General features: G+C 66.6%; 14 protein-coding genes. 11 read left to right on the plus strand and 3 right to left on the minus strand.

Going from position 1 to position 21,531, the window contains the following annotated elements; translation table 11 throughout:
- Window positions 1-3: 3 nt before the first annotated feature.
- From mrcB to tsaB, 4 genes are all read left to right on the plus strand, one after another.
- Window positions 4-2,424, plus strand: a complete 2,421-nt coding sequence (gene mrcB / locus LR961_RS05675) for a penicillin-binding protein 1B (protein WP_232147450.1) — start codon at window positions 4-6, stop codon at window positions 2,422-2,424.
- A complete protein-coding gene (locus LR961_RS05680) occupies window positions 2,424-2,963 on the plus strand; it encodes a hypothetical protein (RefSeq protein WP_232149214.1) in 540 nt (179 codons plus the stop codon). Before mrcB ends, LR961_RS05680 begins: the two co-directional genes overlap by 1 nt.
- Before the next feature lie 175 nt (window positions 2,964-3,138).
- On the plus strand, window positions 3,139-5,199 hold the full coding sequence (locus tag LR961_RS05685) for an ATP-dependent DNA helicase (RefSeq protein WP_232147451.1): 2,061 nt from the start codon (window positions 3,139-3,141) through the stop codon (window positions 5,197-5,199).
- 10 nt (window positions 5,200-5,209) lie between these two features.
- Window positions 5,210-5,920, plus strand: a complete 711-nt coding sequence (gene tsaB / locus LR961_RS05690) for a tRNA (adenosine(37)-N6)-threonylcarbamoyltransferase complex dimerization subunit type 1 TsaB (protein ID WP_232147452.1) — start codon at window positions 5,210-5,212, stop codon at window positions 5,918-5,920.
- Between the two features lie 356 nt (window positions 5,921-6,276).
- Here the strand turns inward: tsaB and LR961_RS05695 are convergent, their stop codons facing one another.
- Complete coding sequence (locus LR961_RS05695) at window positions 6,277-7,167, minus strand: energy transducer TonB (protein WP_232147453.1); 891 nt, start codon at window positions 7,165-7,167, stop codon at window positions 6,277-6,279.
- Entirely contained in the window at window positions 7,164-8,114 is a 951-nt protein-coding gene (gene gshB / locus LR961_RS05700; protein WP_232147454.1) for a glutathione synthase, read from the minus strand. The genes LR961_RS05695 and gshB overlap by 4 nt, the downstream gene beginning before the upstream one ends.
- A gap of 237 nt (window positions 8,115-8,351) precedes the next feature.
- On the opposite strand from gshB, the gene pilG reads away from it, so the two are divergent.
- The 7 genes from pilG (at window position 8,352) to LR961_RS05735 (ending at window position 20,415) form a co-directional block, all read left to right on the plus strand.
- A complete protein-coding gene (pilG, locus tag LR961_RS05705) occupies window positions 8,352-8,753 on the plus strand; it encodes a twitching motility response regulator PilG (protein WP_232147455.1) in 402 nt (133 codons plus the stop codon).
- Window positions 8,754-8,770: 17 nt separating this feature from the next.
- Window positions 8,771-9,133 (plus strand): response regulator, encoded by a 363-nt coding sequence (locus tag LR961_RS05710; protein WP_232147456.1) that lies wholly within the window; start codon window positions 8,771-8,773, stop codon window positions 9,131-9,133.
- Complete coding sequence (locus LR961_RS05715) at window positions 9,133-9,663, plus strand: chemotaxis protein CheW (protein WP_232147457.1); 531 nt, start codon at window positions 9,133-9,135, stop codon at window positions 9,661-9,663. The genes LR961_RS05710 and LR961_RS05715 overlap by 1 nt, the downstream gene beginning before the upstream one ends.
- Window positions 9,664-9,705: 42 nt before the next feature.
- Window positions 9,706-11,742, plus strand: a complete 2,037-nt coding sequence (locus LR961_RS05720; protein WP_232147458.1) for a methyl-accepting chemotaxis protein — start codon at window positions 9,706-9,708, stop codon at window positions 11,740-11,742.
- A gap of 106 nt (window positions 11,743-11,848) precedes the next feature.
- Complete coding sequence (locus LR961_RS05725) at window positions 11,849-18,583, plus strand: Hpt domain-containing protein (RefSeq protein WP_232147459.1); 6,735 nt, start codon at window positions 11,849-11,851, stop codon at window positions 18,581-18,583.
- A complete protein-coding gene (locus LR961_RS05730) occupies window positions 18,543-19,916 on the plus strand; it encodes a chemotaxis protein CheB (protein ID WP_232147460.1) in 1,374 nt (457 codons plus the stop codon). The genes LR961_RS05725 and LR961_RS05730 overlap by 41 nt, the downstream gene beginning before the upstream one ends.
- Window positions 19,917-19,941: 25 nt before the next feature.
- Window positions 19,942-20,415 (plus strand): chemotaxis protein CheW, encoded by a 474-nt coding sequence (locus LR961_RS05735; RefSeq protein WP_232147461.1) that lies wholly within the window; start codon window positions 19,942-19,944, stop codon window positions 20,413-20,415.
- 294 nt (window positions 20,416-20,709) lie between these two features.
- On the opposite strand, the gene LR961_RS05740 is transcribed toward LR961_RS05735, so the two are convergent.
- On the minus strand, window positions 20,710-21,444 hold the full coding sequence (locus LR961_RS05740; protein WP_232147462.1) for a 16S rRNA (uracil(1498)-N(3))-methyltransferase: 735 nt from the start codon (window positions 21,442-21,444) through the stop codon (window positions 20,710-20,712).
- Between the last annotated feature and the right edge of the window lie 87 nt (window positions 21,445-21,531).

Raw genomic sequence — 21,531 nt, forward strand, 5'->3', positions numbered from 1 at the left:
CCAGTGCCACGACGCTACGATTCCGACGAGTTCGACGACGATACCGACGACAGCAATCCGTTGTGGCGCAGCCGCCTGATCACCTGGGGCATTGCCGCGGTGGCCTTGGGGCTGGGCTTCCTGGTTCCCTATACGGTCTACCTGAACAGTCAGGTCACCCAGCGTTTCGGGGAGCTGCGCTGGCAGATTCCGACCCGCGTCTATGCGCGCCCGCTGGTGCTCAGCCCTGGCGTGGCGATGAACGCTGCCACTCTCAAGACCGAGCTGGCCGCCTCCGGTTACCGTGACGATGGCATCGGTGACGCTCCCGGCACCTACAAGGTGAAGGGCGCCAGCTTCAACATTTCCAGCCGTGGCTACGACGACGTGGACGGCCGCGTGGCGCCGCGTCAGCTGGATGTGGTGCTGTCCGGCGGGCAGGTGGCTTCGGTACGCGAAAGCGGCAACCGCAAGGCGGTGAAGGCCGCGCGTCTGGACCCGGCGCGCATCGCCACGCTGTACGGGCAGAACCAGGAAGAACGCCGTCTGGTGCGCGTATCCGAAGTGCCGGAGCTGCTGGTCACCGGCCTGCAGGCAGTGGAAGACAAGGATTTCGCACGCCATCACGGCATCGACCTGAGCGGCATCGTGCGCGCGGTCTGGGTGACGTTGCGCTCCGGTGGTGAAACCCGCCAGGGCGCCAGCACCTTGACCCAGCAGCTGGCCCGCAGCGGCCTGCTCGGCATCGGCAAGGAACAGACGGTCACCCGCAAGTTCAACGAGGTGCTGTACGCGCTGATCATGGAAGCGCGCTATGAGAAGGCCACCATCCTGGAGGCCTACCTCAACCAGGTTTACCTGGGCCAGCGTGGCAGCCAGGCCATCCACGGCGTTGCTTCGGGTGCGGAGTTCTGGTTCGGTCGCGATCTTAATTCGCTCACCTCCGAGCAGGTGGCGTTGCTGATCGGCCTGGTCAAGGGCCCGTCCTACTACGACCCGCGCCGCAATCCCGAGCGCGCGCTGGACCGCCGCAACTTCGTGCTGGGCAAGCTGCATGAAAGCAACCTGATCGACGACGCCGAGTACCAGCGTGCGCTGAAGGCGCCGTTGGGCGTGGCAAAGACGCCGGGCTTGGCCGCAGCCAACCGCTTCCCGGCCTACATCGACCTGGTCCGCCGCCAGCTGGGCAACGACTACCCGGAAACCGTGCTGCAGGGCGCCGGCCTGAACGTTTTTACCGGCATGTCGCCGTCGGCCCAGGCCTATGCCGAAGGCGCGGTGGCGCACACCATCAAGGCGCTGACCAACAAGCGCCGGCCGGAACTGCAGACCGGGCTGGTGCTGACCGACGTGCACAACGGTGACGTGCTGGCCGTGGTTGGCAGCCGCGATGTGGCCGAACCGGGCTTCAACCGTGCCATCGAGGCACAGCGCCCGGTGGGTTCGCTGCTCAAGCCGTTCGTCTACCTGCTGGCCCTGGCGCAGCCGGATCGCTTCTCGCTGGCCAGCTGGGTGGATGACTCACCGGTGACGGTCAAGCTCAGTCGTGGCCGCAACTGGACGCCGGGCAACGCGGACAACCGCAGCCACGGCACGGTGCGGCTGATCGACGCGCTGGCGCGTTCCTACAACCAGGCCACGGTGCGGGTGGGCATGCAGGTCGGGCCGGAGCGGCTGGCGCAGCTGATCCACGTACTGGCCGGGCTCAAGGCCGACTCCAATCCTTCGGTGATCTTGGGTTCCACCGACCAGAGCCCGTACGGCATGGCGCAGCTCTACCAGTTCCTGGCGTCCGGCGGCGAGATCCAGCCGCTGCACGCAGTGCGTGGCGTGGTTGATGCGCAGGGCAAGCTGCTCAAGCGTTACGACAAGAGCCCGGCACCGGCGCAGGAAGGTGATTCCATCGCTGCCAACCTGATCAGCGTCGGCCTGCAACAGGTGGTGGCCAGCGGCACCGCGTCGCGTCTGAACGCCGATGGCCTGTCGCACCTGCAAGCCGCCGGCAAGACCGGCACTTCCAACGACGGTCGCGACAGCTGGTATGCCGGCTATACCGGCGATCACTTGGCGGTGGTCTGGATGGGCAACGACCAGAACGAGCAGACCGGCCTGTTTGGTGCTTCCGGCGCGATGCGGGTGTGGTCGGGCATCTTCCGCAACCTGCCCAGCGCACCGCTGCGGGTGAGCAACAAGGGCCTGGACTGGCAGTACGTGGAAGCCACCGGCAGCAACGCCACCGACGAAGGTTGTCCGGGGGCGCGTCGCTTCCCGTTCGTGGTGGGCTTCGCCCCGCCGCATGTTCCCTGCGCTATGCCCGTCGAAACGGCGCCGGTCGAAGGCGAGGGCGGTGAAGAGCAGGGCGGCGGCTGGCGCAGCTGGTTCGGCCTGGAACGCAAACCGGAAGAGGCTGCCCCCGCAGCTGCAACGGAAACCCCTGCACGATGATGCCGATGATGAATGCCAACTCCCTGATACGCCCCGCCGTCGTTGCCCTGGCCGCTGGCCTGCTGCTCAGTGCCTGCATCAGCGCGCCGCCGAGCGCCCCCAAGGTGGTGGACAGCACCACGCCGGCCCAGCGCCTGGCTGCGGTGGACGCGATTGCCGGGGTCGATGACACCGAGCTGTCGGTACAGCCGTTGCGTGATGCACAGGTTGACGACTTGCGCGAAACGGCCATCGCCAAGCGCAAGGCCGGCGATCTGGCTGGCGCGGCCGAAGCCTTGAACCAGGCGCTGCTGCTGGTCGACAACGATCCGGGCATCCTCCAGGAGCGCGCCGAAATCGCCCTGCTGCAAGGCGATTGGTCGCGTGCGGAATCCCTGGCGAAAATGGCTGTGGACCTGGGTTCGCGTACCGGCCCGCTGTGCCGCCGCCACTGGGCGACCATCGAACAATCGCGCCTGGCCCGTGCGGAGAAGGAAAACGCCGTTTCCGCGCACGCGCAGATCGAAGGCTGCACGGTGCCGGGGATCAAGCGCTACTGACGCGCGGGAATCGGCGGCCCGGGATTCGGGGTGTTTCCGCTCCTTGCTCCTGTTCCGACCTTTGCACGTGTTCTTTGCTTGCTCGTCATGCCCCGCTGCGCGGGAATGACGACAATGGAGCGCACGCCAAGGCTGCAAAGCCCATTCCGCCTTCCGAATCCGCAGCCTCGAAGCCATGTCCTCCCTAGCCACCGCCAGCCGTGAAGCATTGAGCGAAGGCGGCGCACTCGCGCGGCAGCTGGACGCCTTTGTGCCGCGCCCGGCGCAGTTGCGGTTGACGGCGGCCATCGCCGATACCTTCCAGCAGCGCGACGTGCTGCTGGCCGAGGCCGGCACCGGTACCGGCAAGACGTTCGCCTATCTGGTGCCGGCGTTGTTGTCGGGGCTGAAGACGATTGTTTCCACCGGCACCCGCGCGTTGCAGGACCAGCTCTATCACCGCGACCTGCCGCGTGTGCGCGCCGCGCTGGGCGTCGGGCATCGCGCAGCATTGTTGAAGGGGCGGGCGAACTACCTGTGCCGCTACCGGCTGGACCAGGCGCGCGGTGAGCCGCGCTTCGCCACGCCCGAGCAGGTGGCGCAGTTCCAGCGCATCGCCACCTGGAGTGGGCGTACCCAGTACGGCGATATCGCCGAGCTGGAAGGGCTGGCAGACGATTCGCCGTTGTTGCCGATGGTGACGTCCACGATGGACAACTGCCTCGGGACGGATTGTCCGTTCTGGAGTGACTGCTTCGTGGTGCAGGCGCGGCAACGCGCGCAGGAGGCGGACCTGGTGGTGGTCAACCATCATCTGCTGCTGGCTGATCTGGCCCTCAAGCAGGAAGGCTTCGGCGAAATCCTGCCCGGCGCGCAGGCGTTCGTCATCGATGAGGCGCATCAGCTGCCGGAGCTGGCGGCCAACTTCTTCGGTGAAGGTTTCGGCATGCGCCCGTGGCAGGAGCTCACCCGCGACTGCCTGGCCGAATGCCGCAGCGTGGCTGGCGCGCAGGCCACGTTGCATGCGCCGGTAGCCACGCTGGAACTGGCATTGCGCCAGCTGCGCGAGGCGATGGAGCAACTGCCGCCGCGCGGCACCCGCTGGCGTGCATTGGCGGTGCCCGATGTCGCCGATGGTTTCGACGCGGTCTCCAGTGCGCTGCTGCAATTGCGCGATGCGCTGGCGATCGTGCGTGAAGCCTCACCGGGGCTGGATGCCTGCCATGCGCGCGCGCTGGAAGGCGTTTCGCGGCTGGCGCGCTGGCTGGAGGACGGCCAGGAAAGCGGGGGCGAGGAATGGGAAATCGACGACGCCCCGATCGAAACGCCGCTGCTTCCCGAGGCCCCCGAGCCGGCGTCCTGCTACTGGTACGAATTGACCCCGCGTGGCTTCCGTTGCCAGCGCACGCCGATGGACGTTTCCGGGCCGCTGCGCGAGCACCGCGAGCGTTCGATGGCGGCGTGGGTGTTCACCTCGGCCACGCTGACCGTGGACGGTGGTTTCGAGCACCTGGCCAAGCGACTGGGCCTGGATGACCCGGACACGCTGGTCCAGCCCAGCCCGTTCGATTGGCAGCAACAGGCGCTGTGCTATCTGCCCAGGCAGTTGCCGGATCCGGCAGCACGCGGCTTCGGTGCGGCGTTGATCGCTACGCTCAAGCCGGTGCTGGAGGCATCACAGGGCCGCGCGTTTCTGCTGTTTGCCTCGCATCGGGCGTTGCGCGAAGCCGCCGATGCGCTGCGGGGTGGGCCGTGGCCGCTGTTCGTGCAGGGCGAGGCGCCACGTGCCAGCCTGCTGCAACGTTTTCGCGAATCCGGCAATGGCGTGCTGCTGGGCTCGGCCAGCTTCCGTGAAGGCGTGGATGTGACCGGCGATGCGCTGAGCGTGGTGGTGATCGACAAGCTGCCGTTCGCCGCGCCGGATGATCCGGTGTTCGAGGCGCGGCTGGACGCGATCCGGCGTGAGGGTGGCAATCCGTTCCGCGACGAGCAGCTGCCGCAGGCGGTGATCGCGCTCAAGCAGGGCGTGGGCCGGTTGATCCGCAGCGAAACCGACCGTGGCGTGCTGGTGCTGTGCGACCCGCGTCTGCTCTCGCGTGGCTACGGCCGGGTGTTCCTGGATTCGCTGCCGCCGTTCCGGCGCACCCGTGAGCTGGCCGATGTCCAAGCCTTCTTTGCGCGACAATGGGCGCCGGCCGCCGACGAAAGCCTGCCCGATGACGCGGATTCTCCGGCACCGCCGTTCTCCCTTTCCTGATTGTCCTGCCATGAAGCTGCTCGCCTTTGAAACCGCCACCGAAGCCTGTTCCGTCGCCCTGCATGTGGATGGGCAGGTGCTGGAACGGTTCGAAATCGCCCCGCGCCGACATGCCGAGCTGAGTCTGCCGTGGGCCGAACAGCTGCTTGCCGAGGCCGGCATCGCCCGTAGTCAACTCGATGGCATTGCACTGAGCCGTGGTCCCGGTGCGTTTACCGGCGTGCGGCTGGCCATCGCCATCGCTCAAGGCATCGCACTGGCGCTGGACCGGCCGCTGTTGCCGGTGTCCACGCTGCACACGCTGGCCCTGCGCGCGCCGCAGTCCGCGCCACGCGTGCTGGCCAGCATCGATGCACGGATGGGCGAGGTGTACGCCGCGCAGTTCATCCGCACGGGCGACGGTGAGCTTGAGTTGCAAGGGCAGGAAGTGGTGATTGCACCGGACGCACTGGAACTGCCCGCCGACGGCACCGAATGGGCCGCTGTGGGCACCGGGTTTGGCGCCGTTGATGGCGCGCTGGCCACGCGCCTGCAGGCGCGCCTGTCGTCACTGGATGCACTGGCGCTGCCACATGCATCGGACGTGTTGAAGATCGCCGTTCCGGTTCTGCAACGTGGTGGTGGTATCGCCCCGGAGTTGGTGCAGCCGGCCTATCTGCGCGACAACGTCGCCCTGACCCTGATCGAGCAGCAGGCACTGCGCGCCGCCAAGGGTGGGTGAGTTTGTGGCCGGGTTCGCGATGCAGACCGGCGCTGCGCAGCACCTGTAGGAGCGGCGTAAGCCGCGAAGCCGGCGCTGCATCCAGTCTCGCAATGTCAGTCATTGCAGCCTTTGTAGACCTGGATGTTGGCCGGCAGGCCTGGGGCCTGCCTCGCCGGGATTGGTTCCGGCCTACGGATGTCCGCTGAAGTTCTCGCCCCGCAAGCCGCATCGCGCGCTTGCAGGCGTTGCATGAACCGCGAAACCGGCACGGCAGCCATTGGCGCCGTTCCAGCAATTGCTCACATGCCCTGGGCCTGGGTTGTTTTCAGCATCGCGGCTTGCGCCGCTCCAGCAGAAGACCAGGGCGCAGCAGCTCAACGATCGTCGCGCAGCTCGCCGCCCGGCAGGAACACCCAGGTGCGGGTCACCTGCAGGATGTCGATGTCATCCCCGCTCTTGGGCAGGGCGGGGAACGGCTGGGCCAGTTCGATCACCCGCAATGCGGCGGCGTCGAGCAGCGGCACGCCACTGCTGCGCAGCACCCGGCTGCTCTCCACGCTGCCATCGCGGCGCACGCCAACGGTGATCACCACCTGTCCGCCAAGGCGGCGCTGACGGGCTTCGTCCGGGTAGTTCAGGTTGCCCACGCGCTCGGCACGGTCGACCCATGCGCGCAGGTAGTTGGCGTAGGCGTACTCGCGGGTGCTGGCAGAGACGAATTTGCGGTTCGGTCGTTTGGCGTACTGCTCCGAGCGCAGATGGACTTCGGCGGCCAATCGCGCCATTTCCGCATTGCGCTGCTCGCGTGCGGTCATGGGGGCGTTGGGGTCCGGCCGCTCGGGCAGCGGCTGGGATTGCGCGTCGGCTACACGCTCCTGGCCGTGCGTGCTGGTGACCACCCGCGCTTCGGGTGGGGGCGGGGTGGTCGCGGCCTGCTGCTGCAGCGGCACCGGTGCCAGCCCATCCTGCGCCTGCGGCACGATCCCGGCCTGGCTGTCGCGCGGGCGTTGCGCCTTGTCGTGGTCGCCACCGCCCTGCTGGTTGGCCTGGGCCAGGAAGTCGGCCTGCTTTGGCGTGAGCGGTGTGCTGGTCTGGCTGAAGATCACATCCAGGGTCGGCACCAGCGGCGCGTTGTCACTGACCGCAAAGCCCACGCCCAGGATCAGCAGCCCATGCACGAGGATGGACAGCACCAGGGTGGCGGTCAGGCGTTGCTGTTCGGTGACGCGCGGTGAGGCGGGCAGGGCGGCGGACGTGGAGCTCATTGCGTCAGGCTGGCCTCGATGACGTCAAACAGCTGGCCGGCGATGTTCAGGCCGAACTGCGCATCCAGCTCACGCACGCACGTGGGGCTGGTGACGTTGACCTCGGTCAGGTAGTCGCCGATCACGTCCAGGCCGACGAAACGCATGCCACGGCGCTTCATCTCCGGGCCGACCTGCGCGGCGATCCAGCGGTCGCGCTCGCTCAGCGGGCGGCCTTCGCCACGGCCACCGGCGGCCAGGTTGCCGCGGAACTCATCGCCCTGCGGGATACGCGCCAGCGCGTAGCCCACCGGCTCGCCATCGACCAGCAGGATGCGCTTGTCGCCGGCGCTGATATCCGGGATGAAGCGTTGCGCCAGCGCCAGGTTGCGGCCGCCATCGGTGAGCGTTTCCAGGATCACGTTGAGGTTGGGGTCGCCGGTGCCGCTGCGGAAGATCGACCGCCCGCCCATGCCGTCCAGCGGTTTGAGCACCGCCTGGCCGTGCTCGTGCACGAAGGCCTTCAGCTCGACGGCGCTGCGACTGACCAGGGTGGGCGGGCAGCATTGCGGGAACAGCAGCGCGGCCAGCTTCTCGTTGAAGTCACGCAGGCCCTGCGGGTCGTTGACCACCATCGCGCCGGCAACCTGGGCGACGCTGAGGACGTGGGTGTCGTACAGGTACTCCGAGTCGAACGGCGGATCCTTGCGCATCAGCACCACCTGGCCGGGGCCGAACGGCAGCGGCGCGAACGCGCCCAGGGTGAACCAGTCGGCCTTGTCGTCGCGCACCTGCAGCGGCGCCACCTCGGCCATGGCGGTGCCACCGTGCAGGGACAGCCCGCCCGGACGCACGTAGTGCAGCCGGTGGCCACGGCGCTGGGCTTCCAGCAGCATGGCGAACGTGGTGTCCTTGGCGATCTTGATGTGGGCGATGGGGTCCATCACCACGATTACGTCTAAAGGCATGGCCGGGGTCCGTCGGATCAGGTAGCGATGGTAGCCGGTCGCGTCGGGAGCGCCCAGCGCATGCCGCGCACGTACTGGCTGAATAGCGTCGCGGCGGAGTGAGAACCAACGCACATTGGCGGGCGCTGCGCCCCGATCTCATGGATGTTGCTTGACAGTTCGCGGCCAGACTGGGATATAGATGCGCTTTCACGGCGGCTTCGCATCTGAAGCGGGCCGCGTGTTCGGGGAATAGAAATGGTTGAAGACATGGCTGCGGGTGGGGAACTCGCAGGTTTGAAAGTGATGGTCATCGACGACTCGAAGACCATCCGTCGTACTGCCGAAACGCTGCTCAAGCGCGAGGGCTGCGAGGTCGTGACCGCGACCGACGGCTTCGAGGCCTTGGCCAAGATCGCCGACCAGCACCCGCAGATCATCTTCGTGGACATCATGATGCCGCGCCTGGACGGGTATCAGACCTGCGCGCTGATCAAGGGCAACCAGCTGTTCAAGTCCACGCCGGTGATCATGCTGTCTTCGAAGGATGGTCTGTTCGACAAGGCTCGCGGCCGCATCGTCGGCTCCGAGCAGTACCTGACCAAGCCATTCACTCGCGACGAACTACTGGGTGCCATCCGTACATACGTCAACGCCTGACCAGGGGGAAAGGCACAATGGCTCGAATCTTGCTGATCGAGGACTCACCGACCGACCGGGCGGTGTTTACGCAATGGCTGGTCAAGGCCGGCCACGAAGTGCTGGCGGCCGACAACGCCGAGGAAGGTTTGCAGATTGCCCGTGACCAGGGTCCGCAGCTGGTGCTGATGGACGTGGTGCTGCCGGGCATGAGCGGCTTCCAGGCCACCCGCGCGATGTCGCGTGACGAGGCCACCCGCGACATCCCGGTGCTGATCGTCAGCACCAAGGGCATGGAAACGGACAAGGCCTGGGGCATGCGCCAGGGCGCTTCCGATTACATCGTCAAGCCGCCGCGAGAAGACGACCTGATCGCGCGGATCAACAAACTGGTGGGTTGATGCGTTCTCCCTTCGACATCCTTGAAGCTTACGAACGGCGCAGCCTGGCGCATGCGGTGCAGTTGCCGGAGCGGCGCTTCTCGCAGGATGTCTGGCGTGGCGTGGGTTACCGCGTCGGCAGCCGCCACCTGGTATCGGATTTCCGCGAAGTGGTGGAAATCGTACCGATGCCGCCGGTCACCCCGGTTCCCGGCGCGCAGCCGTGGCTGCTGGGCGTGGGCAACCTGCGCGGCAACCTGTTCCCGGTGGTGGACCTGAAATATTTCCTCGAAGGCGAGCGCACCGCGCCACAGGAAGGCCAGCGCGTGTTGATCATGCGCCAGGCCGGTGGTGACGTGGCGCTGGTGATCGACGAGCTGTATGGCCAGCGCAGTTTCGAGGCGCACATGCAGACAACGGCCGGCGACATCGCCCAGGGCCGTTACGCGCACTTCGTCGAGCGCGCCTTCCACGATGAGGGGCGCGCCTGGGGCGTGTTCTCGCTTTCGCTGCTTTCCCGCACTCCCGAATTCCGACAAGCCGCCGCCTGACCGGCGCGCCTGTCCCTTCGCATTGGATACCGAGGTCGAACGATGAGTACTGCTCCCGAAGCCGCCAGGGCCGGCAAGCTTGGCAACGTGGGTACCAACTTCTGGTTGGGCCTGCTGGTGCTTTCGATGGTCGTGTTCGGCGCCAATACCGGCGTGGCAACCTGGCAGGGCAGCCGCCTGGCCGGTGCCAGTACCGGCGCGGCCGACCTGCAGGTGCTGTCACAGCAGCTGGCCAACCAGGGCCGAGAGGCCGTGGCCGGCAGCCGCGACAGCTATGGCGCCTTCAAGGACACGCGCAACAAGGTCGAAAGCGCGGTGAGCGAGCTGCAGGGCCGCTTCGGCAACGAAGCCGGCGTGTCTGGCCCGCTGGGCAACCTGGTCGATACCTGGAAGCCGCTGTCCAAGAATGCCGAGCAGATCGTGGCCAGTGAGCCGGCAGTGCTGGCGCTGGCCGGCAACGCCGACAACTTCGTCGGTGCCGTGCCGCAGTTGCAGGCGCAGTTGAACGAAGTGGTGCGCGCGATGACCGCCGGTGGCGCACAGTCCTCGCAGGTCTACAACGGCCTGCAGCAGGTCGTGGTGGTGGGCACGATGGCCCGCCGCGTAACCGAAATCCGTGCCGGTGGCGCTGGTGCAAGTGGTGCCGGCGACGCGCTGGCACGTGACATGGTGGTGTTCTCGCAGGTACTTGAAGGCCTGCGCAACGGCAATGAGGAAATGGGCATCGCCCCGGTGCGCAACGCCGCTGCACAGGTTGCCCTGGAGCAGTCGGCCAACCAGTGGGCGAAGATGAAGAAGGATGCCGACGCCATCCTGGCCAGCTCGCGCAACCTGTTCGCCGCGCAGTCCTCGGCTGCGGCGCTGACCAGCGGTTCGGACAAGATGCTGGAGAGCAGCCGCAAGCTGTTCGATGCGTTCTCGGCCTTTGGTTCGGCGCGCGATACCCGCATCTTCCCGAACTTCTGGTGGAGCGTGGTCTTCGGCGGTCTGTCGGTGCTGTCCATCATCGGCTTCGTGTGGAGCACGGTGCGTACGCGTTCGCGCGAGCAGGACGTGCGCTACCAGACCCAGGTGGAATTCAACAGCCGCAACCAGCAGGCGATCATGCGGCTGCTGGACGAAATCAGTTCGCTCGGTGAAGGCGACCTGACGGTGAAGGCCTCGGTGACCGAGGACATGACCGGCGCCATCGCCGACGCTATCAACTACGCCGTGGACGAACTGCGCCACCTGGTGACCACCATCAACGACATCTCCAGCAAGGTGGCGGTGTCGGCGCAGGAAACCCAGGCCACCGCCATGCAGCTGGCAGAGGCTGCCGGCCACCAGGCTGACGAAATCACCAGTGCCTCGGACCGCATCGGCGAAATCGCCTCGTCCATTGAGCAGGTATCGCGCAACTCCAGCGAATCGGCCGACGTGGCACAGCGCTCGGTGGTCATCGCCACCGAGGGTGCCGGCGTGGTGCGCCAGACCATCCAGGGCATGGACCAGATCCGCGACCAGATTCAGGAAACCTCCAAGCGCATCAAGCGCCTGGGTGAGTCCTCGCAGGAAATCGGCTCGATCGTGGAACTGATCAACGACATTTCCGAGCAGACCAACATCCTGGCGTTGAACGCGGCGGTGCAGGCGGCTTCGGCTGGTGAGGCCGGTCGCGGTTTCGCGGTCGTGGCTGACGAAGTGCAACGACTGGCAGAACGTACCTCCGGCGCGACGCGTCGAATCGAAGGCCTGGTGCAGGCGATTCAGGCCGATACCAACGAAGCGGTCACCTCGATGGAGCAGACCACCGCCGAAGTGGTGTCCGGTGCGCGACTGGCCGAAGACGCCGGCACCGCGCTGACCGAGATCGAGCGCGTGTCCAACGCCTTGAACAACCTCATCAAAAACATCTCCGTAGCCGCTCACCAGCAGGCCTCGGCTGCAACCGACATTACCCAGACGATGGGCGTGATCCGAAAGATCACCGGCCAGACCTCGCAGGGTGCCGGGCAGACCGCCGATTCGCTGGGACAGCTGAACCAGTTGGCGGCCGAACTGCGCCGCTCGGTGGCCGACTTCAAGCTGCCTGCTTGAACACGCTGGTTACACGGGGGAGAAGGAACCAGCAGATGAAGTGTCGTCATAACGCAAAGCAGGGCCGCCCGGACGGCATGCAATTGATGCTGTACAGGGGAGTGCGATGAGTACCTTGCGCGATGCGATGAGCCATGCGGCGCTGGGCTGGGTCAAGCCCGAGCTGGACGAAACCCTGCGCCAGGTGCGCAGCGAGGTCGAGTACTTCGTTGAAGACCCGGCCGATACCAGCCGCATGCGCTTCTGCGCCGGCTACCTGCACCAGGTGCAGGGCACGCTGCGCATGGTCGAGCTGTACGCCCCGGCGATGGTTGCCGAGGAGCTGGAGCAGCTGGCCCATGCCGTGCGCGAGGGCACGGTCACCGACCGCGACGAAGCCTGCGCCACGCTGATGCGCGGCACCGTGCTGTTGCCCGATTATCTGGAGCGCCTGCAGAACGGCCACCGCGACATTCCGATCGTGTTGTTGCCGCTGCTCAATGAAATCCGCGCCGCACGCGGTGCCGAAGGCATCAACGAGAGCGTGCTGTTCGCCTTCAATCCGGATGCGGGCAACGCCAGCCCGGCCGAGCTGGAACATGCGCGTGGCAGCCTGAGTGGCCGCAACCGCGAGCTGCTCGATACCGTGGGCAGTGCGGTCAAGGAAGAGTTGATGCGCATCAAGGATGCGCTGGATCTGCACGTGCGCATGGGTGGTGACCCGGCGCAGCTGCAGACGCAGGTCAACGAACTGGGTGCCGTGGCCGACACGCTGGGTGTGATGGGCCTGGGCGTGGCCCGCGGCATCGTTGCCCAGCAGCGCGATGCATTGCGCGAAGTGGTTGCCGGTACCCGCACCATCGATGAGAACCTGCTGCTGGATATCGCCGGTTCGCTGCTGTACGTGGATGCTTCGCTGGATGACCAGGTCGCTTACCTGGGCGCCAACGTGGACGGCGAGGAAGACGCTGGCACGGTGGAAACCCGTCGCACGGTAGAGGTGCTGGCACACGAAGCCATCGCCAACTTCACCGCCGCGCGCGAATCGTTCGTGGCCTTCATTGAAACCAACTGGGACCATCAGCGCCTGGCCGAAGTGCCGCGACTGCTGGACGAGGTGTCCGGCGCGCTGCGTATGTTGGAACTGGCGCAGCCGGCCGATTACCTGCAGGCGGTGCGGCAGTACATCGATGTCGAACTGATCGGCCGCCGGCGCATTCCCAGCGGTCGCCAGCTGGATACGCTGGCCGACGCGATGGCCAGCCTTGAGTATTACCTCGAAGCGCTGCGCGAGCGCCGCCCGGGCCGCGAGGAGATCCTCGACATCACCCGCACCAGCCTGGAAACGCTGCGTTACTGGCCGATTCCGACGGCAGCGGGTGCCGTTGTCGAGGACGTCGTGGCCGTATCGCCGATCGAGATGACGCTGGCTGCTGCGGCTGAGCCGAGCGCTCAGCAGGCAGTGGAAGTGTCCACGTCGCCGGAGCTGCCGGCAGCGATTGTTGCCGCGCCCGTGGCGCCGGTAGCGAGCGTGGGTCCGCCGCCGTTGCCACCGTTGCCCGACGCAGTACCTGCACAGGCAGCGAATCGTCCGGAGTATCCTCTGGTGTTTGGCGCGGCCATCCACGCCAAGCCCAGCGCCGAGGTGTCCTCCGCCGATGCGGCTGGCGCGCCTGAATCCGATGCAGTGGCCGATGAGCCGATTGCGCTCGCGCTCGATACGCTGGCACTGGAGCAGCCCTCGCAGGATGATGCCGGGTTCACGCTGGCACCGCTCGAACTGGAAGGCCACGACAGCCGCGCACATGACCAGGTCGTGGATGTCGCGCACGCCGGCTTTGACCCGGTTGCAGCCGAAGCCGATGAAGCGTCGGTTGATGCCAAGGACGTTTACACCTTCGACAGCTCGCTGCTGGAGTTCGATGGTGCCGATGCCGCCAGCATCGAAGCAGATGCCGTGCAGTCCGCGCAGGACTACGGCCTTGAACTGGCCGAGGCTGACGCATTCTTCGAGCCCGAGCTGGAAGAACTGGAAACGGCGCAGGCCGCCGGCACGTTCAGTGCTACGGCCTCCCATCCGTCGCAGCCGGGCTGGCAGCGCGACGCGGCTTCGCCGCACTCCGGGGTGTTCAACGGCACCGGCAGCACGCTGGAGGCCGCACCGGCCACGGCTGCGGATGTACCTGCACTGCCTTCTTCCAACGTGCCGCCGCAGGCTGCATGGGAACTGGAAGACGCCGCTGATCCCGATACCACCGCAGCCTCGCTGCAGGTGGATGCTGAAACGGCGGCCTTCATGGCCGAACTCAACGCTGCTGCCGAAGCGTTCGACACCGACACCCAGGAGCAATCGGCTCCGGTTGCCGAGCCGGCGGCCATCACGCCGGCCGCTGTGGTCGGTGCCAATGCCGTGGAGCCGCTTGCTGGCGGTTTCATCGACAGCGGTGAAGTGATCGACCAGGACATCCGCGAAGTCTTCATCGAAGAGTTCGACGAAGAGCTGGTGAACCTGGGCGAGCTGTTGCAGGCCTGGCGTGCCGCGCCGGCCAACATGGAGCGCCTGCGTCCGGTGCGCCGCGTGTTCCACACGCTCAAGGGCAGTGGCCGTCTGGTTGGTGCACGCACCCTGGGCGAGTTCAGCTGGAAGATCGAAAGCATGCTCAACCGCGTGCTCGACGGCAGCCGCCCGGCCAGCCCGGCGGTGGTGGCCATGGTCAACCAGGCCTATGAAGTACTGCCCGAACTCAATGCCGCGCTGCGCGACAACGGTGTCGTCCACGCCGACCTGCTCGGCATGCAGGATGTAGCCGACCGCATCGCCGCTGGTGAGGAAGCCTTCAACCTGACTGCGCCGCCCGCGCAGACGGCTGCTGCAACTGCGGCGCCGACCGAAGCCAGCGTGCCGCCGCTGGATGCCAGTGAGGGCGTGCCCGCCTCGGTGGACAGCGTGCTGCGTGAAATCCTGGAGGCCGAAATCGGCGTCCATCTGGAAACCATCAATGCCTGGCTTGGCCGTTCGGCTTCGCAGCCACAGGCGGTGTCCGAGAGCCTGCTGCGCGCGGTCCACACGATGAGTGGCGCGTTCGCGATGACCGATGTGCCGGTGATCACCGGCATCACCATGCCGGCCGAGTCGTTCGTGAAGCGTTCGCTGGCCGCTGGCGTGACGCCATCCGCGGCCGGTGTCGAGGCGCTGGCACAGATGGCGGTGGCGGTGGATGCCACCATCAACGCGCTGCGCGAGCCGTCGCCGCGCATCCCCGCATTCCCGGGTGTGGCGCAGCGTCTGCAGATGCTGGCCGATGCGCTGCCGGATGCGACCTGGCCGCCGATGCTGCTCGACGAAGAGCAGGCGTTGCAGGAAGAAGAAACCGAGTCCGCCCCGTCGCAGTCCGAGGCCCCGGCACCGGTCAAAACCGAGCTGGCCGGTGTCGAGGATCTTTCCGCGTACTTCGATCCGTCCCTGCTTGATGGTTCGCTGGCGGGCCTGCCTGCGTTCGAAGGCGCAGCCTCCGAAAGCGCAGCCTCGCAGCCGGTCGCCGAGTCGGAAGCGGCTGCCGAGCAGGTGGCTGCTGGCTGGACGCCGGTCGAGCAGTTGGAAAGCAACGAGATCGAACTGGCGTTGGAAGCGCCGGTGTTCGAATTCGAAGTTGAGACGCCCGCAACGGCCGACGTGGTGGCCATTGACCTTGTCGATGACGCTCCGGCTGCCGAAATTCTGTCGGCCGAATCGATCGAGCTGACGGATGCGCCGCAGTTTGAAGCCGAGGTGATCCAGACGCTGGACGTTGTGCAGGAAGGCGAGGCCGCCGCGGTTGAAGATGCCGTGGTGGTTGAAGACATTGCCCACGCCGAAGAGGCCGCGCAGCCGGCTGCGGAGGCGGAAGTGCTGTCGGTAGATCAGACCGACGACGTGCAGTTGGAAGAGATTGCGGTCGAGCCTGCGTTCGAAGCGGCGGCCGAAAGCGTCGAAGATGCCGTGGACGAGACGGTCGCGACCGAAGCTGCGCTCGAAGCGGTGACAACGCTCGAAACCGAAACCGAAACCGAAACCGAAACCGAAACTGATGCCGCAGCCGCAGCCGCAGCCGCAGCCGCAGCTGTGGTTGAGGTCGAAGCTGACCTTGAAAGCGACTTGGCTGAAGTCGCCCCGGAGGTCGAGCACGGCGCAGCGCCGACGCTCGATGCCGAGGCGGAGCAGGGCGCAGTCGAGGTCGAGGCTGTCGACGAGGAAACGGTCGATGCCTTCGTGCCGGCCAGCGAAGCCGAGCCGGAGCCGGTTGTTGTCGAAGTGCCGGTTGCCGACGAACCCGTTGTCGACGAACCGACCCAGGCGGAAGACGTCGAAGTCGTCGCCGAGATGGAAACCGTCGCGCCGCTCAAGGCCGAACTCGCACCACTGACCGCACCGCTGCCGGAGCAGGTCCAGGTGCAGGCGTCGGCGATTGAGCCGACCGCCGCACAGTTCGACGCGGGTGCGCTGAACTTCGATGAGCTCGATCGCGAACTGGTTGATATTTTTGTCGAGGAAGGCAAGGACCTGCTTGACCATTGCGATGGTCTGATCAGTGAACTGCGCTCGGCGCCGGAAGACCGCGAGGTCCTGGCAGGCCTGCAGCGTGACCTGCACACGCTCAAGGGCGGTGCGCGCATGGCCGGCATCAACGCCATTGGTGACCTGGGCCACAGCATCGAATCGCTGCTGGAAGCCGTTGCCGCCAATCGCATCGAGATCACCCGCGGCGACGTGCAGCTGCTGGAGCGCGGTTTCGACCGCCTGCACCAGCTGTTGATCCGCACCGGCGAGCACCGTGCGGTGCAGATGCCGGGCGATCTGGTTGAGGCCTTCGAGGCCCGCACCGCAGGCCGTGCGGAAGCCGCTCCGGCTGCGGTCACCGCCGCCCCGGTCGAAATCACCACCGGCGCCGAACCGGTGCTGGCCGAGTCGGGGCTGGAAGAGATTGCAGCGCCGCTGCCGCTGGTTGCCAACGAGCCGCTTTCGGCGCCGGTGAGCGACGAGCAGGGCAGCGAGGAAGAGGGCGCGCCGCGCGGTCAGGAGCAGGTGCGCGTCCGCGCCGACCTGCTCGACAGCCTGGTCAACCATGCCGGTGAAGTGGCGATCTACCGCTCGCGCCTGGAACAGCAGTTGGGTGCCTTCCGTGGCGCCATGGCCGAGCTGGACCGCACCAACGCCCGTCTGCGCGACCAGCTGCGTCGTCTGGATCTGGAAACCGAAGCGCAGATCGTGGCCCGTTACCGCCGCGAACACGAACAGGCCGACCAGACCTTCGATCCGCTGGAACTGGATCGTTTCTCGACCTTGCAGCAGCTCAGCCGTGCGCTGAACGAATCGGCGGCCGACTTGGGTGGCCTGCAGGGCGTGCTGGATGACCTTTCGCGCAACTACGACGGCCTGCTGCAACAGCAGTCGCGCGTCAGTTCGGAGCTGCAGGACGGCCTGATGCGTGCGCGCATGGTGCCGTTCGACGGTCTGGTGCCGCGCCTGCGTCGCGTGGTGCGCCAGGCTGCACAGGAAACCGGCAAGCAGGTTCACCTGAAGCTGGAAGGTACCCACGGCGAACTGGACCGCAACGTCCTGGACCGCATGGTCGCGCCGCTGGAACACATGCTGCGCAACTCGGTGGCGCATGGCCTGGAACTGCCCGCTACCCGCGCTGCCAACGGCAAGCCCGAAGAAGGCGAAATCGCACTGCGTCTGCGTCGCGAAGGTTCTGAAATCGTGCTCGAAGTGGCCGATGACGGTGCTGGCCTGGACCGCGAGGCGATCCGCCGTCGCGCCGAACAGCGCGGCCTGCTCGGTGCCGATGAGCAGATCGACGACGTGCGTCTGGACCAGATGATCTTCGCTTCGGGCTTCAGCACCAGCGAACAGGTCAGCCAGCTGGCCGGTCGTGGCGTGGGCATGGACGTGGTGCGCAACGAAGTGCGCCAGCTGGGCGGTTCGGTGGACATCCATTCCGAACGTGGCCACGGTGCGACCTTCACCCTGCGCCTGCCGCAGACGCTGGCGGTCACCCAGGCGGTGTTCGCCCGTATCGGCGAAACCACCTACGCGGTGCCGGTGGCTTCGGTCAGCGGTATCGGCCGCATCTCGCGCGAGCGCTTCGAGTCCGGGCAGGGCGGTTACCACTACAACGGTGAAGACTTCACCCTGTACAACCTGGGGGCGCTGGTCGGCCAGGCTGCGGCCAAGGCTGAAGGCCAGCAGGAAATTCCGCTGCTGCTGGTGCGCTCGGGCGACCTGCGCGCGGCCGTGGCGATCGACCAGGTGCTGGGCAACCGCGAAATCGTGGTCAAGCCGGTGGGCCTGCAGATCGCTTCGGTGCCGGGCATCTACGGCGCCACCATCACCGGCGAAGGCAACGTGGTGGTGATCCTGGACGTGGCACCGCTGGTGCGTCGCCATCTGGCGCAGCCGCAGCAGGCGGTGGAAGTGGTCGTGGCCAGCCAGCAGCGGCATGTGCCGCTGGTGATGGTGGTCGACGATTCGCTGACCATGCGCAAGGTCACCGGCCGCGTGCTGGAGCGCCACAACTTCGAAGTGGTGGTTGCGCGCGATGGCGTGGAAGCACTGGAGCAGCTGGAAGAGCGGGTGCCCGACCTGATGCTGCTGGATATCGAAATGCCGCGCATGGACGGCTACGAGCTGGCCACCGCAATGCGTGCGGACGCGCGTTACAAGGCAGTGCCCATCGTCATGATCACGTCGCGTAGTGGTGACAAACACCGCCAGCGCGCGTTCGAGATCGGCGTGCAGCGCTATCTCGGCAAGCCGTATCAGGAGCTGGACCTGATGCGAAATGTCTACGATCTGCTGGGGATTGCACGTGTACGTGAATGATGATGTCGCCAAGCCGGTCGCCCTGCTGGCGCGAGCCGGTGTCGCCCGCGATCGCCTGCGTGAAGCGCTGGTCGCCGCTGGTGCCCGGATCGTGCTGGAGGAAGATCCCAATCAGCTGGAAGTAGGCGTGTTGCAGGCAGCGTCGCCGCAGGTGGTGCTGGTGGCACTGGAGCCTGCTGTTGAAGACGCTCTGGAGCGTCTGGAACCGGTACTGGAAGCGCCGCAGCTGAGCCTGATGTTCGAGGAAGCCGAGCTGGCCGCCCGCCGCGAAGGCTGGGAGGCACAGCGCTGGGTCCGGCACATGGCGGCCAAGCTGCAGGGCCACGACAACGTACTGCCACCGGGCTCGGAGAGCGAAGCGGTGCGGGCGCCGGTGGCACCTGAGCCGGTACCGGAAGCGGTGCTGGAAACGGTCGAAGTGGAAGCAGAAGCCAACGATGTGGCACCGAATTTCCACGTATACGACAGCCAGGCCTGGAACGATGAGCCGGCTGGCGAGGCGCTGAATGCGGAAGTCGCTGCGCCGGTCGTGCGTGATGAAGCCGAAGTGCTGTCGTTCGAGGAGCTGATTGCCGGTTCGGCGCGGACTGAGTCGCGCGATCGCGCCGTGCCACCGCCGTTGCCCGAACAGGTTGCCGGACCTGCGACGCAGCTTCCGGCAGCGCCGGATTTCAGCGAATGGTCGCTGGTCGAGGACGATGGCTATGTCAGCGCAGCACAGGTGGAACCGGCGGCGGTCGAGGAATCGGCGTTGGATAGCCTGCTCAACAGCTCGCTGACGCTGATGGAAATCGAAGGCGAAGGCGCCACCGAAGCCGATGGCGCGGTGCTGCTGATCGCCGGTATCGGAGGGCCGGATGCGGTGCGCCGTATCCTGGCCGGGCTGCCGGAAGACTTCGCGCGACCGGTGCTGGTACAGCTGCGTTTGGACGGCGGGCGGTACGCCAACCTGGTCAAGCAGATGGCCCGTGCGACCACGTTGCCGGTATCGCTGGCTGATCCTGGGCAGGCGCTGCAGGCCGGCAACATCTACATCCTGCCCGATGTCATCGGCGTGGAAGCAAGTCCGCAGGGGCTGCTCTTCAGCGAGGCATCCGGCAACCTGTTGTCTGCCCTGGCGCCGGCACGCAGCGCAGTGCTGATGCTCAGCGGCGCTGATACGACGATGGTGGAACAGGTGCTGGAATTCGCCGGCCGTGGCGGCTGGGTGGCGGGGCAGGTGGGCGAAGGTTGCTACGATCCGGCCGCAGCCAGCCAACTGGCCGTGGCTGGCATGAGCGCTGGCGACCCGGAATACCTGGCAGCCGAGCTGGCCGTCCACTGCGCCGCTTGATGCTGCCGCGCCCAAGGAACCGACAATGAGTTATGCAAACAACGACGAAGTACGCGGTGTCCTGATCCAGGCGGGCAACGAGCGCGTATTGCTGCCCAACGCGACTGTCGCCGAGATGATGTCGCGCGTCCCGGTGGAACCGATCAACAATGCCCCGGCCTGGCTGGTCGGACAGATTGTCTGGCATGGCTGGAATGTGCCGTTGCTGTCCTACGCCACGCTCAGCGGCCATGGCCACGAAACGGTGGGCAGCAACAACAAAGTGGTGGTGCTCAAGGCATTGGGTGGTAATCCCGACCTGCCTTACTTCGCGCTTCTCACCCAGTCCTTCCCGCAGTTGATTGCGGTGCCGCGTGATGGCCTGCTGGCCGACGCATCGGAAGATCGCCTGCCCACCGGCGTTCACATGAGGGTGCTGCTGGGTGAACAAAGTGCGCTGTTGCCGGACCTGGATGCGATTGAGAGCGCCGTGGCAGGGGCCATGGCCGCGGCGGGCTGATCGGCCTGCCGCAATGAACAAAAGGCCGCGCGGATGCGCGGCCTTTTGCGTTGCAGGGAACCCCGATCAGTAGGTTGGGATGCAATCCCGGCAGCCCCGTTGCAGGTGCACTGGCTTTTGTAGGAGCGGCTTCAGCCGCGAGGCTGACGTGGGTTCCGACTGCGGCATGCCTGCAATTGCAGATTTCATCTGGTCTGCGTGCATTGCCAGCTTCGCGGCTGAAGCCGCTTCCATGGGCTGCACGCAACCAGATTCGCAGGCTGGAACGGCAATCCCAGCTCCCCAAACCAACGCCTACAAATCCCCCAGCCGCGCCTGAATCGCTGCAATGGCCGCCAGGCCGGCGGTTTCGGTGCGGAGAATGCGTGGGCCCAGCTGCAATCCCTGGAAGCCGGCCTCGGCCAGCTGCTGGCGGTCACGCGGAGACCAGCCGCCTTCCGGGCCGATGGCAATCACCACGCCATTGACCGGGGCGGTATCGAGCGTGGCCAGGCGATGTTCACCCTGCGGGTCCAGGGTCAGGCGCAGGGTCTGTTCCGGCAGGGACGCGGCAGCCGCAGCCAATGACTGCGGAGCGCCGATCGCTGGAATGCGCGCGCGCCCGGATTGGCCGCAGGCCGAACCCACCACATTGCGCCAGTGCGCGATGCGCTTCTCGGCACGTGCGGCGTCCAGCTTGACCTCGGTGCGCTCGGCGTTGACCGGGATGATGGCGGTGACGCCCAGCTCGGTGGCCTTCTGCAGGATCAGATCCATCTTCTCGCCACGGGCAATGCCCTGCAGCAGGGTGATCGGCAGCGGTGATTCGTTGTCGACCGCCTGGGCGGCGTCGATCTGCACCAGCACCTCGCGCTTGCTGACGCTGCTGATGGTGGCCGGGTAATCATGCCCATCGCCGTTGAACAGCACGCAGCCGTCACCTTCGCGCAGGCGCATCACCCGTACCAGGTGGTTGGCTGCTTCCTCGGGCAACGGCAGGGTCTTGCCGGCGGCGAGCGGCAGGTCGACCGGGCAACGGGTCAGGCGCATGGGGTGGCCTCCGGGTAATGGTGCGGCGGGGGGACGAGCGGGTCTGCTAGCATCTCGGGCTCATGAAAACGTATCTGCCAATGCGCA

Origin of the sequence: Stenotrophomonas sp. SY1 (genome assembly GCF_021202945.1) — a bacterium.
Classification (GTDB): domain Bacteria; phylum Pseudomonadota; class Gammaproteobacteria; order Xanthomonadales; family Xanthomonadaceae; genus Stenotrophomonas.

What these genes read in the sequence shown, in the direction of transcription:
- LR961_RS05695 (WP_232147453.1), bottom strand. Translation starts at nt 7,167, where the DNA reads ATGAGCTCCACGTCCGCCGCCCTGCCCGCCTCACCGCGCGTCACCGAA.
- LR961_RS05680 (WP_232149214.1), top strand. Translation starts at nt 2,424, where the DNA reads ATGCCGATGATGAATGCCAACTCCCTGATACGCCCCGCCGTCGTTGCC.
- LR961_RS05740 (WP_232147462.1), bottom strand. Translation starts at nt 21,444, where the DNA reads ATGCGCCTGACCCGTTGCCCGGTCGACCTGCCGCTCGCCGCCGGCAAG.
- pilG (WP_232147455.1), top strand. Translation starts at nt 8,352, where the DNA reads ATGGTTGAAGACATGGCTGCGGGTGGGGAACTCGCAGGTTTGAAAGTG.
- LR961_RS05685 (WP_232147451.1), top strand. Translation starts at nt 3,139, where the DNA reads ATGTCCTCCCTAGCCACCGCCAGCCGTGAAGCATTGAGCGAAGGCGGC.
- LR961_RS05725 (WP_232147459.1), top strand. Translation starts at nt 11,849, where the DNA reads ATGAGTACCTTGCGCGATGCGATGAGCCATGCGGCGCTGGGCTGGGTC.
- LR961_RS05715 (WP_232147457.1), top strand. Translation starts at nt 9,133, where the DNA reads ATGCGTTCTCCCTTCGACATCCTTGAAGCTTACGAACGGCGCAGCCTG.
- tsaB (WP_232147452.1), top strand. Translation starts at nt 5,210, where the DNA reads ATGAAGCTGCTCGCCTTTGAAACCGCCACCGAAGCCTGTTCCGTCGCC.
- LR961_RS05710 (WP_232147456.1), top strand. Translation starts at nt 8,771, where the DNA reads ATGGCTCGAATCTTGCTGATCGAGGACTCACCGACCGACCGGGCGGTG.
- LR961_RS05730 (WP_232147460.1), top strand. Translation starts at nt 18,543, where the DNA reads ATGTCTACGATCTGCTGGGGATTGCACGTGTACGTGAATGATGATGTC.
- LR961_RS05720 (WP_232147458.1), top strand. Translation starts at nt 9,706, where the DNA reads ATGAGTACTGCTCCCGAAGCCGCCAGGGCCGGCAAGCTTGGCAACGTG.
- LR961_RS05735 (WP_232147461.1), top strand. Translation starts at nt 19,942, where the DNA reads ATGAGTTATGCAAACAACGACGAAGTACGCGGTGTCCTGATCCAGGCG.
- gshB (WP_232147454.1), bottom strand. Translation starts at nt 8,114, where the DNA reads ATGCCTTTAGACGTAATCGTGGTGATGGACCCCATCGCCCACATCAAG.